Here is a 16,322-nt window from a genome sequence, read left to right on the forward strand (position 1 = left end):
TGCAAATATAATTATTAAATTGAAAATTGAGAATTAAGAATTAAATAACATTCATTTTTTATTCTCCATTTTCCATTCAATTGTGCACCAGTGTACCGATTTCTTCTCCTTGCATCACTTTTTTCAGATTACCCACTGTGTCCATGTCAAAAACGATGATGGGCAGGTTATTCTCTTTGCACATGCAGGTGGCAGTGAGGTCCATCACTTTCAGACCGCGCTTCAGCACTTCGTCGTAGGTGATGTCGTGGAACTTCGTGGCTGTCGGGTCCTTCTCCGGGTCGGCGGTGTAGATGCCGTCCACACGGGTACCTTTCAGCATGACATCCGCCTCAATCTCGATGCCGCGCAGACTGGAACCGGTATCGGTAGTGAAGAACGGATTGCCTGTACCGGCGGACATGATGACTACTTCGCCTGCTTCCATACATTCGATGGCACGCCATTTATTGTAGAATTCACCGATGGGTTCCATACGTACGGCAGTCAGCACGCGGGCCTTCACGCCGGCAGCTACCAGAGCCGAACTGAGTGCAAGGCTGTTGATGACGGTTGCCAGCATTCCCATCTGGTCGCCTTTCACACGGTCGAACCCTTTGTTGGCACCGCTCAATCCGCGGAAAATGTTTCCACCGCCTATCACGATGCCTATTTGTACTCCCAATTCGTGGATTTCTTTGATTTGAGCTGCGTACTCGGCAAGGCGTTTCTCGTCGATGCCGTATTGCTTTTCACCCATCAGGCTCTCGCCGCTGAGTTTCAATAAGATTCTTTTATAGGTTGCCATAATATATAGTTTTGTTACATTGCTTTGCAGCAAAGATAAAGAATTAAACTGAAAAGTGCAGCAGAATGTGGTAGGATAGTTGCCTAACGCACAGTCTTTAGGAACTCGTCCATGCTGTGATATAACGGAACGCCATAGCGGTTGCAAGTAATCCGCACATTGTCGTAGCGGTAGAAACCGGGTTCACAGATAACGTGCAGTTTGCCCGAACGCATGTGCAGTCCCATCTCCAGCAGGGTGATGGGGGACTTGCTGCTTGCCAGGATATTCATGATTATTAGGTCGGCTTTTTCCAGATGTTCCAGTTCCCAGTTCACTTGATGTTCAAAGTCGGACATTTCGCCGCTGAGTCCCTTGTCCCTTCGGGGATTGTATAGGATGTATTTACCTTGGGGGCGTGCGCGGAACCAGTCGCAGGTTGCCTTTTGCCAGTCTATGCTTTTGCCCATGTCGATGGTGCCTGCCAGGAAAATTCTGGTGTATTCGGCTTCGTTCACTTCGGCTTTGCCTTCATCCGGGTGGAGTACTATAACCTCGGACTGAGCCTGCAGCCCGATAGGAAACAACAGCAGTAAAAGCAGGTAGAGACTTTTCTTCATGGTTGGTGATGGTTTTATAGGATTAGTTTCTTTTCTTGCTTCTTATCGGGAGTCTTGGGAACAGTTTCCTGAAACGGACCAGTTGGCTTGTAATATTGCCTCCTGCGATGACGAACGTTACGGCTACGATAATCATCACCAGTCCGAAGCTTTCTCTGACTGTCAGGCTTTCTCCAAAGACGGCTATTCCGAAGAAGATGGCTGTCACGGGCTCCAATGCGCCGAGAATGGCGGTCGGGGTGGAGCCGATATATTGGATGGCACCGGTAGTGCAGAGGAAGGATATGGCGGTGGGGAAGACAGCCAATGCAAGCAGATTGGCCCACAGATACCACTGGTCCGGTGTGTTCAGTACGCCGGAATAGAGCAGGCGTGCCACAAAAAGCGATAGGCCGAAGAGAAGGACATAGAAGGTGACTTTAAGCGTAGCCACATTTTTCAACGATGTCTGGTTGATGCCCACGATGTATATGGCATAGGAAAGGGAAGACGCGAAAACCAGCAGTGTCCCTATCAGGCTCAGTGTGCTGCCGTCCTCGCTCTTGTAGAGCAGTCCGATACCTCCCAGTGCAAGCAGCATGCAGACGATGGTTTGCAGTGCCAGCTTCTCTTTGAAAACCATGGCCATAATAAGCGCCACCATGATGGGATAGACGAACAGCAGTGTAGACGCTATGCCGGCGGCCATGTAGTTATAGCTCAGAAAAAGCGTCAGTGAGGAGAGGGCCACGAGCAATCCCATGATGATGAGCGGAAATGTTTCTTTCCGCTGTATCTTGAATGACCGCCCTCTCGCCTTTATCATAATGCCCAGCAACGGGATGGCGAAGAGGTATCTGAAAAAAAGTACCGAGTCCGGGTCCATGCCGGCCTTGTACAACGGGAGGGCAAACAGTGGATTCATGCCGTAGGAGGCTGCGGCGATGGAACCTAAAATATATCCTTTGGCTTTTGCGTTCATATCTTTATCTGTAAATTAGCGCGCAAAGGTAGATATTTACTTTGATTTCCTCCTTCTTTTCTGTATGAAAACCGTATGAATTCTACACTTATGCCTTCAGTGTGTAGTCGCCGGCTTCTTTCGTCACTACTTTCTGCAGTTCTTCGAGCGTCTTTTCACCGTCCGAAAACTCTACGGTGGCTACCGGAGGGTTCAGGGTTACGGTGGCGTGTATGCCTTCCATACTGTTCAATGCTTTCTCTACATGCATGCGGCAATGGTTGCACATCATGCCTTCTACTTTGAATTCTTTCTTCATGATTGTTTCTGTTGGCGGTTCAACTTCTTTGTTTTCTTCTCCTTCATGTATTCTTTTCCGTTTCAGCAGCAGGCTGTTGCTCACCACACTGACACTGCTGAATGCCATGGCCGCACCGGCTATCATCGGGTTCAGCAGGAAGCCGTTGATGGGATAGAGTATTCCGGCCGCAATGGGTACACCTATTATATTATATATAAATGCCCAGAAGAGATTCTGCCGGATGGTCCGGACGGTGAGACGCGACAGACAGAGAGCTTCCGGTATCTTAGCCAGGTCGGAAGAGATGATGGTCATTTTGGCTACATCCATGGCGATGTCGCTGCCTCCACCCATGGCGATGCTTAAGTCGGCTTGGGCAAGGGCGGCGCTGTCGTTGATGCCGTCGCCCACCATGGCAACCTTCCGGCCTTCTGCCTGCAACCGGCTGACGAAGGCAGCCTTGTCCTGCGGCAATACACTGGCCTGGTAGTGGGCGATGCCTGCTTTGCGGGCAATCTCACGGGCGGTGGCCTCATTGTCTCCGGTCAGCATGTGGACTTCGATGCCGGCGGCGCGCAGCTCGCTGACAGCGCGGATGGAAGTTTCCTTTATCCGGTCTGTAATTCCGGCTATTGCCAGCACGTTTTCTTCATCGGCAAACCAGATGACGGTCTGTGCTTCCGATGTCAGTCGGGTTGCCTCTTCCTGCAGGGAGGGGGGGATGGCGATATGGTTTTCTTCCAGCAGTTTCCGGTTCCCGGCGAGGTAGGTCCGGCCTTGTGCCCGTCCTTTCACGCCTTTTCCGGTGATGCTTTCAAAGTATTGAATGTCTATGGGGGCCGACTCCTTGAGGTGGTTCACCACGGCTTCTGCCAACGGATGTTCCGAGAGCTTCTCCAGACTATAGAAAATGTCCGACAGCGCATTGCCTGCAGTGGCGCCAGTACCGGGCGTCATTGCCTGCGTATTCCATATCAGTTTGCTGACTACCGGTTTTCCTTCGGTCACCGTTCCGGTCTTGTCGAGTACCACGGTGTCTATCTTCTTGGCAATCTCCAGGCTTTCGGCATCTTTTATCAGAATGCCCCTTTCGGCGCCCTTGCCGATGCCTACCATGATGGCGGTAGGAGTAGCCAGTCCCAGTGCACACGGGCAGGCGATGATGACCACCGTGACAAATGCCAGCAATCCGTGGGTGAATCCGCCGGTTCCGTCCAGTAGCATCCATGCGATGAAGGCAAGCACTGCGATGCCTATAATGGTAGGCACGAATATCCCGGCTATCTTGTCCACCAGCTGCTGCACCGGTGCCTTGCTTCCTTGCGCGTCCTGCACCATGTGTATAATCTTCGCCAGCAGTGTATCCGTGCCGATTTTCTCTGCCCGGAAGCGGAAACTTCCCTTCTGGTTGATGGTACCTGCAAAGACCTTGGCGTCTTTGTGCTTGGATACTGCTACCGGTTCGCCGCTCAGCATACTTTCGTCTACGTAGGAGCTACCTTCCGTCACGATGCCATCCACGGCAATCCGTTCTCCGGGCTTCACCAGGACGATGTCTCCGGGGCGAATCTGCTCGATAGGGATAACGCGCTCAAAGGAAGAGTGAGGGACAGCGTGTCCTTCATCCACAATGATGGTCACAGTCTTGGGTTGGAGCCCCATCAGTTTCTTGATGGCGGTTGAGGTGTTTCCTTTCGCTTTTTCTTCCAGCAGGCGGCCCAGCAGGATAAAGGCTATGATGACACTTGCCGCCTCAAAATATACATGCGGATGGATGCCTCTGGATAGCCAGAAGTCCGGAAATAGCATGTTGAACAGGCTGAACAGATAGGCGGTCCCCGTACTGATGGCTACCAGTGTGTCCATATTGGCGCTGCCATGCTGCAATTGTTTCCAGGCGCTGGTGAAGAATCCCCGCCCCAGCCAGAATACGACGGGAGTGGACAACGCCCACATGATGGGATTGGCATGGGGCATATCCATGAAGAACATGCCTATGATGACAACGGGCATAGACAAGATGATGGCCCAGGTTGTGCGGAATTTCAATACGCTGAATTTCTTGTTGTGGGCCTCTTCCGCCTCTTCGAGCGTGTTGCCGTCCTGGTTTATCAACAAGTCATATCCGGCCGCCTGCACAGCCTGCTGCAAAGCCTCGGAAGAACAGCTCGTAGGGTCATATTCCACGGTTGCCGTTGCCGAAGCGTAGTTTACGACCGCTTTCTTGACACCTGACTGATGGTTCAGCGTCTTTTCTACCCGTGCGGAGCATGAGGCGCAACTCATTCCCAATACGGGAAATGTCTCTTGAACTATATTCTTTTCTGCCATAACAATTTTGTATAAGTCATTACTCTTGCTATGAGTGACTTGGTTCCAAATGCAAATACCGTCAGTCTTATTCCGAGATACCGTTGGTTTCACTACTTGAAACCGTCGGTTTCTCGCATTGAAACCGATGGTGCCAAAAGTTGAAACTTGTTTGGCACCGTATACTGGCTACCTGACGCCTTGTTCTGGAGGGTGGAATCCATATTTTATATCAGTCATAGCGATACAAAGATAATGCTTTTTCCCTTGAAATTGTTCATAGCCTACCCCTAACGCCAAGCAGGTTCCTTCTTGCTGGGAAATGCCCGTCGGATGACTTCCCGGCTCAAGCCTGTCTGCACCACTCCCCGCATCAGCAGGTAAGTGAGGAAGGCAAGCCATAGAGCATGGTTTGCCAGGACGGGATGCAGCCCATAATATAAGATAAAAAAGCTGACAGCTGCCGCTGCCATGGAGAGGAGCATTCCTCGCGTGGCGGTGGCACCGATGAAGATGCCGTCCCAGATGAAGGCGGCTATCCCGACGGCGGGCACGGCAAGCGCCCAATAAAAATAGGTGTCGGCAACAGCTATCACTTCTTTGTCATCCGTCAATAGTCCGAGGAAGGCATTGCCTCCCAGCGCATAAACCAATGTAAAGAGAACCGCCATCACCGCTCCCCATCCGAAGAGGTGCCGGACGGTGTCTGTAAAGGCTTCCCGGTTGCGTGCGCCTATGTATCTGCCGCTTAAGGCTTCGCCAGCGTAGGCAAAGCCGTCCATTACATACGAGAATAAGGTGAAGAGCTGCATCAGCAGCGTGTTGACCGCCAGAATAATCTCTCCCTGCGAAGCTCCCGCCGAAGTGAAGAACAACGTGACTGCCACCAGGCAAAGGGTACGCAGAAAAATATCCCTATTCACTTGGAAAAACCGGAACATCGCCTCTTTCTCCCAGATACCTGCCCCTTCTCTCCCTTTAATCTTTAATTTATAATTTTTAATTTCCCAGAATCTTTTCAGCCTGCCGTAGTTGTGCATCCAAAGGACAATGCCCATCAGGAAGCCAGCATACTGGGCAATCAACGTCCCCAAAGCTACTCCTTCTACTTTCATCCCACACAGATAAACCAGTCCGAGGCTGGCAATGATATTGACCACATTCTGTGTGATGGCTATATACATGGGGATACGCGAATTCTGCATGCCGATGAACCATCCCGTCAGTCCGTATAGCCCCAGCATGGCAGGTGCACCCCAGATGCAGATATGGAAATAGAGCGTTGCCATTTCTCTGACTTCATCCGTGGGATGGATGAGAAGGAAGGCTCCCTGCCTGATAGGCGTTTGCAGCAGGATGAGACAGAATGCGACTGCCAGGCCTATGCCCACGGAACGCAACAGTAGGCGGACCACCTCCGGCAAATCCCGCTTACCGAATGCTTGCGAGGTCATTCCGCTGGTACCCATCCTCAGAAAGCCGAATATCCAGTAGATGATATTGAACAGCATGCCACCCACGGCAATGGCGCCTATGTAGGCGGGCGAACCCAGATGGCCGACGATGGCTACATCAATCAGGCCGAGCAGCGGCACGGTGATGTTCGATACGATGGAAGGTAAGGCTATTTGCAGTATTTGTCTGTCTCTGGGCTTCATTTATATTATTTAATTCATTAAGGTCGGCAAAGTTAACTATTTTTCTACTTTCAACTATTGATGGTTGCCGTAAAAATGCGTAGTTTTGTAGGTAGATTTCTATGAGACTGATTGGGCTGTTAAACTATATATATACACTAAAAATGAAAACCTTAACGTTGCTTTTCTCCTTGTTCTTGATGTGTCCGCTGTCTGTCTGGGGACAGTCGGCAGATGAGTTGCTTTCGAAAGTGTCCGATGCACTTTCCGAGGGTAAAGATGACTATGCGGTGAGTTTGTTTCGCCAGGCGGCAAATGCCGGTGAGGATAGGACGGAAATGTTCTACTGGACCAATGTGGACAAGAGCAGTGAGGTGGCTCCTCGTCTTGCGGATGTGCTGGCTGTGCACTACAAGGAAATGCGGAATTACGATAAAGCCTACCTCTTCTATAAGGAGTTCTTGCAGCGTCATCCCGAAGACGTACCTGCACTTGTCTCTTGTGCCGAAATGGAGATGATGCGGGGAAAGGAGAAAGATGCCTTAAAAACCTATGAAAAGGTATTGATGCTGGATGCCGACAATCTCCAAGCCAATATCTTCTTGGGGAATTATTATTATCTCCAAGCCGAGAAGGATAAGAAGAAGCTCGAAGAAGACTATAAAAAGATAACTTCCCCCACAAGGATGCAGTATGCACGCTATCGCAACGGATTGTCAGACGTGTTCACCAATAGCTACGGCAAGGCTAAGGCATACCTGCAACGCGTGCTTCAGGTATTCCCCTCCATGGAAGCAGGCAATACGCTGGAAAAGATAAAGAAGATGGAGCTGGAGCTGAAATAGCTGTCCGCATTCCGACTAATAGGAAGGGGCTGTTTGTCTCTTATTTCTCTCCGGTCTCTTTTAATCTCTTCAGATATTCCGAAGGTATGCAGCCGAATTCTTCCTTGAAGCATTGCCGGAAGTAGAACAGATTGTTGATGCCTACCTTGAAAGCTATTTCCGAAATGTTGTATTTGCCTTCCAGCAGGTATTGCTCGGCGTACTTCATCCTTATTTTACGGACGTATTCGTTGGTGGAAAGTCCGGTAAGCGCTTTCATCTTGCGGTAGAGCGTGGAGTTGCTCATGCACATCTTGTCCGAGAGGTAGCTGATGTCTATTTTGTCCGAAGAAAGCCGTTCCTCTATCAGTTGGTTTATCTTGTGGATAAACTCGTTGTCCAGCTTGTTGAGCGATTCCGTAATGACAGCTGCTTTGTTGCTTATGGCGGCATTGGTGCTGAAATGCTTTGCCAGGTTGCGCCGTGACTGGAGCAGGTTTTCTATACGGCTGTGCAGCAAGCTGGCGCTGAACGGTTTGGTGAGGTAGGAGTCGGCCCCCATCTGGTAACCTTCCTCCTTGTCGCTCAGCGAGTCTTTGGCTGTCAGCAGTATGATGGGTATGTGGCTGGTACGCACGTCTTTCTTGAGTTCGCGGCACATTTCGTTTCCGTCCATTACCGGCATCATGATGTCGCTGACGATGATGTCGGGTATTTCTTTCAGGGCGCTTTCCTTGCCCAGTTTTCCGTTGGCGGCGGTCTTTACTTCAAAGTGGTCGGAAAAGGATTCGGCTATATAGTCGCAGATGTCCGGATTGTCTTCCACTACCAGCAATATGGGTTTGTCGCTGGATGAAACTTCATTTTCTTGTGTTTCTTCTATATGCTGGGCGTTGCTTTCCTTTTCCTGCGAATCGGCATGCAGTGCCTGTGGGTAACTGTTGTCGGTAAGCAGGCTGACGTAGAAGGTACTACCTTGATTGGGAACACTCTCTACGCGGATTTCCCCTTCGTGCAGGGCTACGAGATTCTTCACCAGCGACAGTCCGATACCGGTACCCGAAGCCTGGTGTTTGCCGCCTTCCTGATAATAGCGGTCGAATATGTGGGGCAGAGCCTCCGGCTTGATACCGTATCCCGTGTCGCTGACCCGGATTTCCGTATAGTTCACTTCGGCACGTTCCACCTGCCGGATACCGATGCTGATGCTGCCCTTTTCCGTGTACTTTAGGGCATTGGATATCAGATTGTCCAGGATGGTCTGGATAATCTCCTTGTCGAAGTATATAGGCATATGCTCTTTCTCCACCACCAGCCGGATGTCGACGTCCGGCTTCCGGTTCAGTTCCTTGTACTTCAGGCTTATCTCGCGGATAAGGGGTACGAGGTTGTCCCGGCTCACGCAGAGTCTCTTGTTCTGGGTCTCGGTCTTTCTGAACTCCAGTATCTGGTTGATGAGGTTCAGCAGCCGGATGGCGCTTTGGTGAATGACGGATATCTTCTGTGCGTCCTTGGTGGATAGTGTGTCACTTTTCTGTATGTCTTCCAGCGGCCCCAGTATCAGCGTAAGCGGGGTGCGCAGTTCATGGGTGATGTTGGTGTAGAAGCGCAGGCGCTCGTTGTTCAGTTCCTGCTCGTGTTCGTGGCTTTGCTTCTCCAGTTGGTACAGTGCCTCTGCATCCAGTCTTTTCTTGTAGGCATAGAGTATGGAGAAAAGGATGATAAGGGACAGCAGGATATAGAATGACTTTGCCCACCAAGTAAGCCAAAGGGGCGGGGCAATGCGGATGTCCAGAGAGGTGGTTACGTCCGACCATGCCTGGTTGCGCATCCGCGTTTTCACCTGGAACTGGTATTTCCCGGGAGGAAGATTACGGAAGGTGACATTGTTGGGGTCTGTAAGCGTATACCAGGAGTTCTCGAGTCCTTTCAGCATATAGGCATATTCCACTTGGTTGACCAGGGCATAGTTCTGGATGTTGAACCGGATACTGAAACTATTCTGCGTATATTTCAGTTGCACGTTCTTCTGTCCGTTTAAGGCAATGGTGTTCTGTCCGTTTTCCGGTTTGTTCAGCGGGTCGGTAATTTCAATGTTGGTGATGAATGCGGGCGGTGATTTGCGTTCCTGCAATACAGCTTCCGGGTTGAAGTAGCACAGACCGTTTATGGAGCCGAAGTAAAAGTTGCCGTCTTGTCCGTAGGCTACACTGCCCCGGCTGAAGCTTCCCATGGGGAGGTTGTCGTGGTGGTCGTAATTATAGAAAATGTCTTTACTGTCCACAAGACAGCTGATACCTTTGTTGGTGCTCACCCAAATATTTCCTGCCTTGTCCTCACCGATGGCTTGTATGTGGGTATTGGCCAGTCCGCTCTCACGCTGGTATACTTTGTAGTTTCTGTCTGTCAGGGAGGGAAAGCATACCAAACCTTCACCCGTGGCTACCCACAACCGCTTTCTGCTGTCTTCGTAGAGAGCATTGATGGTGTTTGAAGGGAATTTGGCCAGGACGTTGAAGAGCTGGATACTTTGGAGTTGGGAGTCATAGAGGCCCAGGCCTCCTCCGAAGAATCCTACCCATACTTGGTCTTCGGAATCCTTCAGCACACAGCGGGCCAGATTGTTCTCCAGATTGTAGTGTGCCTTGATTGTCTTGCTGTCACAATCTATAAGATAGACACCTTCGCTGGTTCCGACCCAAATGTTTCCCTGCTTGTCTTCATGAAAGGAACGTACGTCAGTGCGTGACTTGTCTTCGGAGAAAATCTGCCGGAAGCTTTGGCTCTTGGGGTTGTAGTAGGCTATTCCTCCATAAAAAAGCCCGAACCATAATCCTCCCTCCGAGTCGCACAAGGCTGCCTGCACCGTATTACTTCTGAATTTTTGGTTGTCAGCATTGTATATGGCTATTCGTCTTCCCTTGTTGAATACGTTGATTCCTCCTCCATCGGTTCCTATCCAGAGGTTACCGGCCTTGTCCATACAGACACCGGAGGCTATTTTACTGTTCAGGCTGTTGTTGGTGGATGGAAAAGGAGAATATTTATAAGTGCTGAAGAGTGACGGCTCACGCTTTATGAAGTTGATGCCGCCTCCCCAGGAACCTGCCCATACATTGCCGAAGGAATCTTGGAGCAGGCAACGGATGCTGGAGTTGGACAATCCGTATTCATCGTCTCCCTCCCGGATAGAAAGCGCATGAATCTGGTCCGACGAACGGAAGAGCTGTTGCGACAAATCCACTACGGCAATGCCACCGAATTCCATGGCTATCCAAAGTCTGTTGTCATCCAGTTGACGTATATCATATACACGGTGTGAGATGCTGTTGGTTCTGTCGTCGAAGGGGATGAAACTTTCCGCTTCCGGGTTAAACAGTACCATTCCTCTATCGGTTCCTATCCATATGTTTCCGCTTTTGTCTTTGTAGACACATGTCACTTCGTTGCCAGGCAGGCTGTTGGGGGTTTGCGGCTCGTGTGTGAAGTTCTTGACTGTCTTGTCTTTTATGGAAAGTATACTGAATCCCCGGTCCACATGCCCGATATAGAGTAGTCCGTTACCGCCGTCTATGGCAGACCAGATATGGTTGCTTGCAAAACCCGGCACGGTTTCGGTGTTGTAATGGGTGAATTGGCCGGTTTGCTTGTCAAAATAGTCCACGCCTTTCCAATAGGTGCAAATCCATAGGTTACCGTTGGAAGCGGTAATGATTTTGGTAATGTCGTCCGTAACCAGGCTTTCAGGGTTGTTTTCGTCGTGTCTGTAAGTGATGAATGAATCGTTGGCATAATTGTATGCATTGATTCCGGCACGTTGGGTTCCTATCCATAAGATGGAGTCGACGGGATCATCCAGCAGACAGTTCAGTTCGTTGCCGGTGATGCTTTGCTTGCCGGTTGTTTCTTCTTTATAATAGGTAAGGAAGTGTATCCCGTCAAATTTGTTTAATCCTTCTTCTGTGGCAAACCATAGAGAGCCCCGTTTGTCTTGGGCTATGCTTACCACATGGTTGTTGGACAGCCCTTCACGGATGCTCAGATGTTTTATGGTATATGGCTGCGCGGATAGCAGGAGTGGCAGGCATAGGAAAATGGAAAGCAGAATCTTCTTCATAATGAGTCGTTTTTCATTGTATGAGTCAAAAGTACAAATAAAATCTTTAGATGATGTGCATAAATCGTGCATTGACAGATTTATATGCTTTCTCTGCAAGATTTATACAGCTGTTGAATCGAAAATTGGCATATGTTTGCATTGCCGATTATTATAAATCGGAGCAAAATGTACTTTTTTGTTTAACTTTAATAATAATATTTATGAAGAAGCATTTCTTTAACGCCACTTTCTGGGCGTTGTTATCGCTGGCTTTATGGACTACTGGATGTAGTGACGATGACGGATACTCTGATGTGGACGGGCAGAGTCCGACAATGACATTGGTGACGGATCATATTGAATCCGGTGCCGGCCATCGTTTTACCATTGAAGGTTCATTGGCTGACAAGGATGGAATTGTATCCGTCAATCTGCAATGTGCCGACCTTTATCTGAACAAGACCATTGATTTGGTTGAAATCTATGGAGCTCCCCAGACGGAGTATGAGTTGAGCTATTCTTATGACCTCAAGCGTGATGAGATCGGTGAACGCTTCACCGTGAAAGTGACCGTAACAGATACGGGCGGGCGTGAAATGTCGCAGGATGTGTTGATAACGATGGACGGGGACTTTGAGAATCCTACATTTACAATTGCCCCTGGCAAAGAGGTTACCGTGCTGATAAAGGATGAAACAAAGTTCAACCTGAATTTCACGGTGAAAGATGACCGGATACTGGATTATGTACTCATTGAGATTCCTGGGGTAGAAGGTTTTGAAAGCCGCCGTATAGAGGCTGGCGGGCAATCTGCTTTGAGCTTTACGGAGAAGATTATTCTGCCCAATGAGGTGAAAAGTTACGATGTGACTTTGACGGCCGTGGATGCCAGGGGCAATCAGACAGTGACCAATAGTACCATCAGTGTATCTGAAATGCCTGACTTCCCCAAAATGTATCTGGCCGATGTAGAAACAGTAGAGGAACTGAATAGTGATATATTTGGTGTACCGATGGTGATTAACCATACGGGCGAGTACCAATATCGTGCACGTTATTATAATAAAGCTGCCGGTACGGAAATTTTCTTCTTACCGCAAAAGACAGACTTTACTCCTATCTGTTTTGGTCTTGATCCGGAAGATGATACAAAACTGACAGACGATCCGGAAACAGCGAAGCCCATCGTGCTGACTGAAGCGGGCGTCTACTATGAAATAGACATCAACGTGAAAGAGGCTACTTACACCATGCGTACGTACTCGGTGACAGAGGCTACAAATCCGATGAAATATGAATATGGAAAGCCTTGTTTTGACCGTTGGGAGAATGGGGAATCGTTCATTGATTTCTATATAGGTTGGGGAGGTTCTCCTCAGGATGCGGGAAATCAGTTGTTTGCCCAGGATAAAAACAATCCTCATCTTTTCTATTATCCGGAGAATGGAACTTGGACGCTGGAAGCCGGTAAAGAAATGAACTTCATCATATCCAATTATCATCCCGACGGATGGTGGGATCATGTAGAATGGCGGTGTGACGACTCTCAGAATGTAGAGAAGTTTGGTTACTTCAGCAAGAAAGGGGATGTGAATCCTGATTGGGAAGGCACCAATCAGCGTTGGGAAGACGGCTCGATGGTAGGTGACAACTGGATGAAGCCTACGGTTACAGTGACCGGCAATTACCGCTTTGAGTTTGACGCGCATTTGGGCCGTGGCAAGATTGTTCCTGCTAATTAAAAAGTAACATTAGATTTAAGATATGAAAAAGCAAATTCTATTATTATGTCTTGCGCTGATAAGCCTTTGCGGTTATGCGCAGCAGATAACGGTTAAGGGTGTGGTGACTTCGGCCGCCGACCAGCAGCCGTTGATTGGAACTACAGTTCAAGTGAAAGGTGCCGGTACGGGTACAATTACCGGTATCGACGGTGATTATACATTACCCAATGTGGACAAGAATGCAGTGTTGGTATTCTCTTCCATTGGTTTTGAGTCTCAGGAAATAGCTGTAGGTGGACGTACTACGATTAACGTGGTACTGAAGGAGGCGGCAGAATTGCTGGATGAAGTAGTTGTTATCGGTTATGGTGCTGTGAAAAAGAGCGATTTGACCAGTTCTATTGCTACAGTAAAAGGCGATGAAATCACTGAAACCGTGACCGGTAATGCTATGGATGCTTTGCAGGGTAAGGTAAATGGGGTACAAATCACCAGTGGTGGTGGTCCTGGAGCTACTCCGAAGGTGCTGATTCGTGGTGTAACGACCGTAAACGGTACGAATCCGCTGTATGTAGTGGATGGTATGCCGGTGGGCGACAATATCAACTTCCTGAACAGTAACGATATTGCTTCCATGGAAGTATTGAAAGATGCTTCGGCTGCTGCTATCTATGGTACACGTGCATCAAACGGTGTCATCCTGATTACTACAAAGAAAGGCAAGACTGGTAAAGTCCGCATCAATTGGAATTCTTCTGTTGGTTTCCAGACCGTGGCCAAACCTGATATTGCCGGTGCGGCTGAATATAAAGAAGTGTTCAATACCCGTTATACGAATGATGGCCTTTCTTCTATCTGGAACGATACGGGTGCTACGACCAATCCCGGTGGTACAGACTGGTGGGATACTGTAGTCAATAAAACGGCTTTGGTACAGAACCATTCACTTAGTGTTGCCGGTGGATCAGAACAGTTTGTCTACAACTTCAGCGTGGGGTATTATCGTAACAACTCACAGTTTGATGTAGGTTATTGGGACAAGATAAATATCCGTCTTAATACTGAATATACATTTAATAAGTATGTAAAATTGGGAGTTGATATTGCTCCACGTGTCGAATCATGGGATGATACCCCAAACCAGTTCTCGGCAGCCATGGCTATGGACCCGACCACTCCGGTATTCCGTCCACAGGACCAATGGGAGGATAATGAGTACAACAACTACCAACGCTCTTACAACAACCAGGAGTGGAATCCCGCCGGCTCAATTGCCCGTAGCAATGCTCATTCTCGCGAGTTGGGTGCCATTCTGAATACCTATCTGCAGGTAAACCCGATAGAAAAGCTGATGTTGCGCACCCAGTTCGGTGCCAATGCCCACTATCGCCGTTCTGATTCATTCGTTCCGAAGTTCAATATGGATCCGTTGGAGAAACAAGACTTGAACGAAATCACCCGCCGCAATCAGGAGTGGTTTGACTGGAACTGGACGAATACAGCCACTTACATGGACACTTTCGCTGAAAAGCACAACTTGAATGTAATGGCTGGCTTTACTGCCGAACGTTTTGCATGGTACAATACTCAGGCACGGCGTGATAATGTTCCCAATAATCTGGACCAGATGCAGGAAGTGAATGCCGGACAGCAGGGTACGGATGAGGCCAACGGTGAAACCACTTACAATACACTGGTTTCTTTCCTGGGCCGTGTCATGTACAACTACGATAACCGTTACTACATTTCGGCATCTCTCCGTGCCGACGGTTCCTCCCGTTTCCCGAAGGGCAGCAAGTATGCCCTCTTCCCGTCTGTTTCCGCTTCCTGGCGTGTCATCAGTGAGGCATTTATGCAGGACCAGGACATCTTCAGTGACCTGAAGCTTCGTGGAGGCTGGGGCCGTGTAGGTAATCAGAATATCAACAATAATGCTACCCTTACTTTGTTGAGCGAAACCCAATACTATTATGGCAATACGTTGGCAAATGGTTACTTCGTGTCTACAGTAGGTAACAACCAGTTGAAGTGGGAGACTGTGGAAGATTGGAACGTAGGCGTGGATATGTCATTCCTTGATTCACGTTTGGGTGTAACATTCGAATATTTCCAGAAAAAGTCCATTGACATGCTCTACCAGAAACAGAACATCCTCTCTTTGGGATATGATAACTGGAACAGCCAGATTTGGATGAACATCGGTAGTATGCAGGCCCGCGGTTGGGAAGTGGGACTTACCTGGCGCGATGAAATCGGCAAGGATTTCTCTTACGATCTTGGTCTGAACCTTTCTGCCGTGCGCAACAAGGCCATCAAGTTCTCGGGCGACGGTCCTATCAATGTCGGTGGATTCAATAGCGACCAGATTATCCGTAACGAAGATGGTGGTTTTATCTCCCGTTTCTACGGTTACGTGGCCGATGGCTTGTTCCAGAATTGGGAAGAGGTGTATGCGCACACTGACGAACACGGAACACTGATTCAGCCCAATGCAAAACCGGGAGACATCCGCTTCAAGGACCGGGACCATAACGGAGTGCTCGATGCCAATGACAAAGATTATATCGGTAATCCTTATCCTGATTTAATGATGGGTCTGAATATTGGTATGCGTTATAAGAACATTGATTTTGCAGCCAATTTCTATGGTACGTTCGGTAATGATATTTACAATGTCACCAAAGGACGCTACTCCGGTTCAGGTGGACAGAATGTCTGGGCAGGTACACTGGAGAAAGCATGGCATGGCGAGGGTACCGGCAATGATATTCCCCGTTTGTCGAGCAATGACTTGAACCTGAACTATAGCCGCGTTTCCAGTTTCTATGTGGAAGATGGTTCCTACTTGCGTTGCAAGCTGTTGCAGATAGGCTATACGCTTCCTAAGAAATGGGTTGGAGGTGCTGACTTGCGTCTTTCCTTCTCTGCACAGAATCCGTTTACCATTACCGGTTATTCGGGAATGGACCCCGAACGCCCGATGGTTGACGGTACTACCGACAGCTCTGGCAGTGCCATCAATACCGGTATTGACAACGTGGCTTATCCTAATCCGAGAACATTCTTGTTTGGCATTGACTTCAAATTTTAATTCTTGATTA

At 48.9% G+C, this 16,322-nt stretch carries 9 protein-coding genes; 3 read left to right on the plus strand and 6 right to left on the minus strand.

Features of this window, described 5'->3' with window-relative positions:
- Positions 1-76 precede the first annotated feature (76 nt).
- From pyrH to DW947_RS16985, 5 genes are all read right to left on the minus strand, one after another.
- Positions 77-787 (minus strand): UMP kinase, encoded by a 711-nt coding sequence (gene pyrH, locus DW947_RS16965; RefSeq protein ID WP_005835090.1) that lies wholly within the window; start codon positions 785-787, stop codon positions 77-79.
- 83 nt (positions 788-870) lie between these two features.
- Positions 871-1,386 carry a nucleoside 2-deoxyribosyltransferase domain-containing protein gene (locus DW947_RS16970; RefSeq protein ID WP_005824239.1) on the minus strand — a complete coding sequence of 172 codons (516 nt, stop codon included), beginning with the start codon at positions 1,384-1,386 and terminating at the stop codon, positions 871-873.
- Between the two features lie 22 nt (positions 1,387-1,408).
- Positions 1,409-2,347: a DMT family transporter gene (locus DW947_RS16975; protein WP_005824237.1), complete on the minus strand. Its 939-nt coding sequence runs from the start codon at positions 2,345-2,347 to the stop codon at positions 1,409-1,411.
- Between the two features lie 88 nt (positions 2,348-2,435).
- A complete protein-coding gene (locus tag DW947_RS16980; RefSeq protein ID WP_057087090.1) occupies positions 2,436-4,958 on the minus strand; it encodes a heavy metal translocating P-type ATPase in 2,523 nt (840 codons plus the stop codon).
- A gap of 269 nt (positions 4,959-5,227) precedes the next feature.
- Positions 5,228-6,595, minus strand: a complete 1,368-nt coding sequence (locus tag DW947_RS16985; RefSeq protein WP_009037201.1) for an MATE family efflux transporter — start codon at positions 6,593-6,595, stop codon at positions 5,228-5,230.
- Between the two features lie 143 nt (positions 6,596-6,738).
- On the opposite strand from DW947_RS16985, the gene DW947_RS16990 reads away from it, so the two are divergent.
- Positions 6,739-7,419, plus strand: a complete 681-nt coding sequence (locus DW947_RS16990; protein ID WP_034523335.1) for a tetratricopeptide repeat protein — start codon at positions 6,739-6,741, stop codon at positions 7,417-7,419.
- A 40-nt stretch (positions 7,420-7,459) separates the two neighbouring features.
- Here DW947_RS16990 and DW947_RS16995 read toward each other — a convergent pair whose 3' ends face one another.
- Positions 7,460-11,515: a hybrid sensor histidine kinase/response regulator transcription factor gene (locus DW947_RS16995; RefSeq protein WP_117963597.1), complete on the minus strand. Its 4,056-nt coding sequence runs from the start codon at positions 11,513-11,515 to the stop codon at positions 7,460-7,462.
- A 203-nt stretch (positions 11,516-11,718) separates the two neighbouring features.
- On the opposite strand from DW947_RS16995, the gene DW947_RS17000 reads away from it, so the two are divergent.
- Both DW947_RS17000 and DW947_RS17005 read left to right on the plus strand, forming a co-directional pair.
- Positions 11,719-13,239: a hypothetical protein gene (locus tag DW947_RS17000; RefSeq protein WP_117963598.1), complete on the plus strand. Its 1,521-nt coding sequence runs from the start codon at positions 11,719-11,721 to the stop codon at positions 13,237-13,239.
- 22 nt (positions 13,240-13,261) lie between these two features.
- Positions 13,262-16,312, plus strand: coding sequence for a SusC/RagA family TonB-linked outer membrane protein (locus DW947_RS17005; protein ID WP_117963599.1), 3,051 nt, complete (start codon positions 13,262-13,264; stop codon positions 16,310-16,312).
- Positions 16,313-16,322: the final 10 nt, after the last annotated feature.

This window comes from Bacteroides sp. AM44-19 (assembly GCF_003603395.1).
GTDB classification, from domain to species: Bacteria; Bacteroidota; Bacteroidia; order Bacteroidales; family Bacteroidaceae; genus Bacteroides; species Bacteroides uniformis.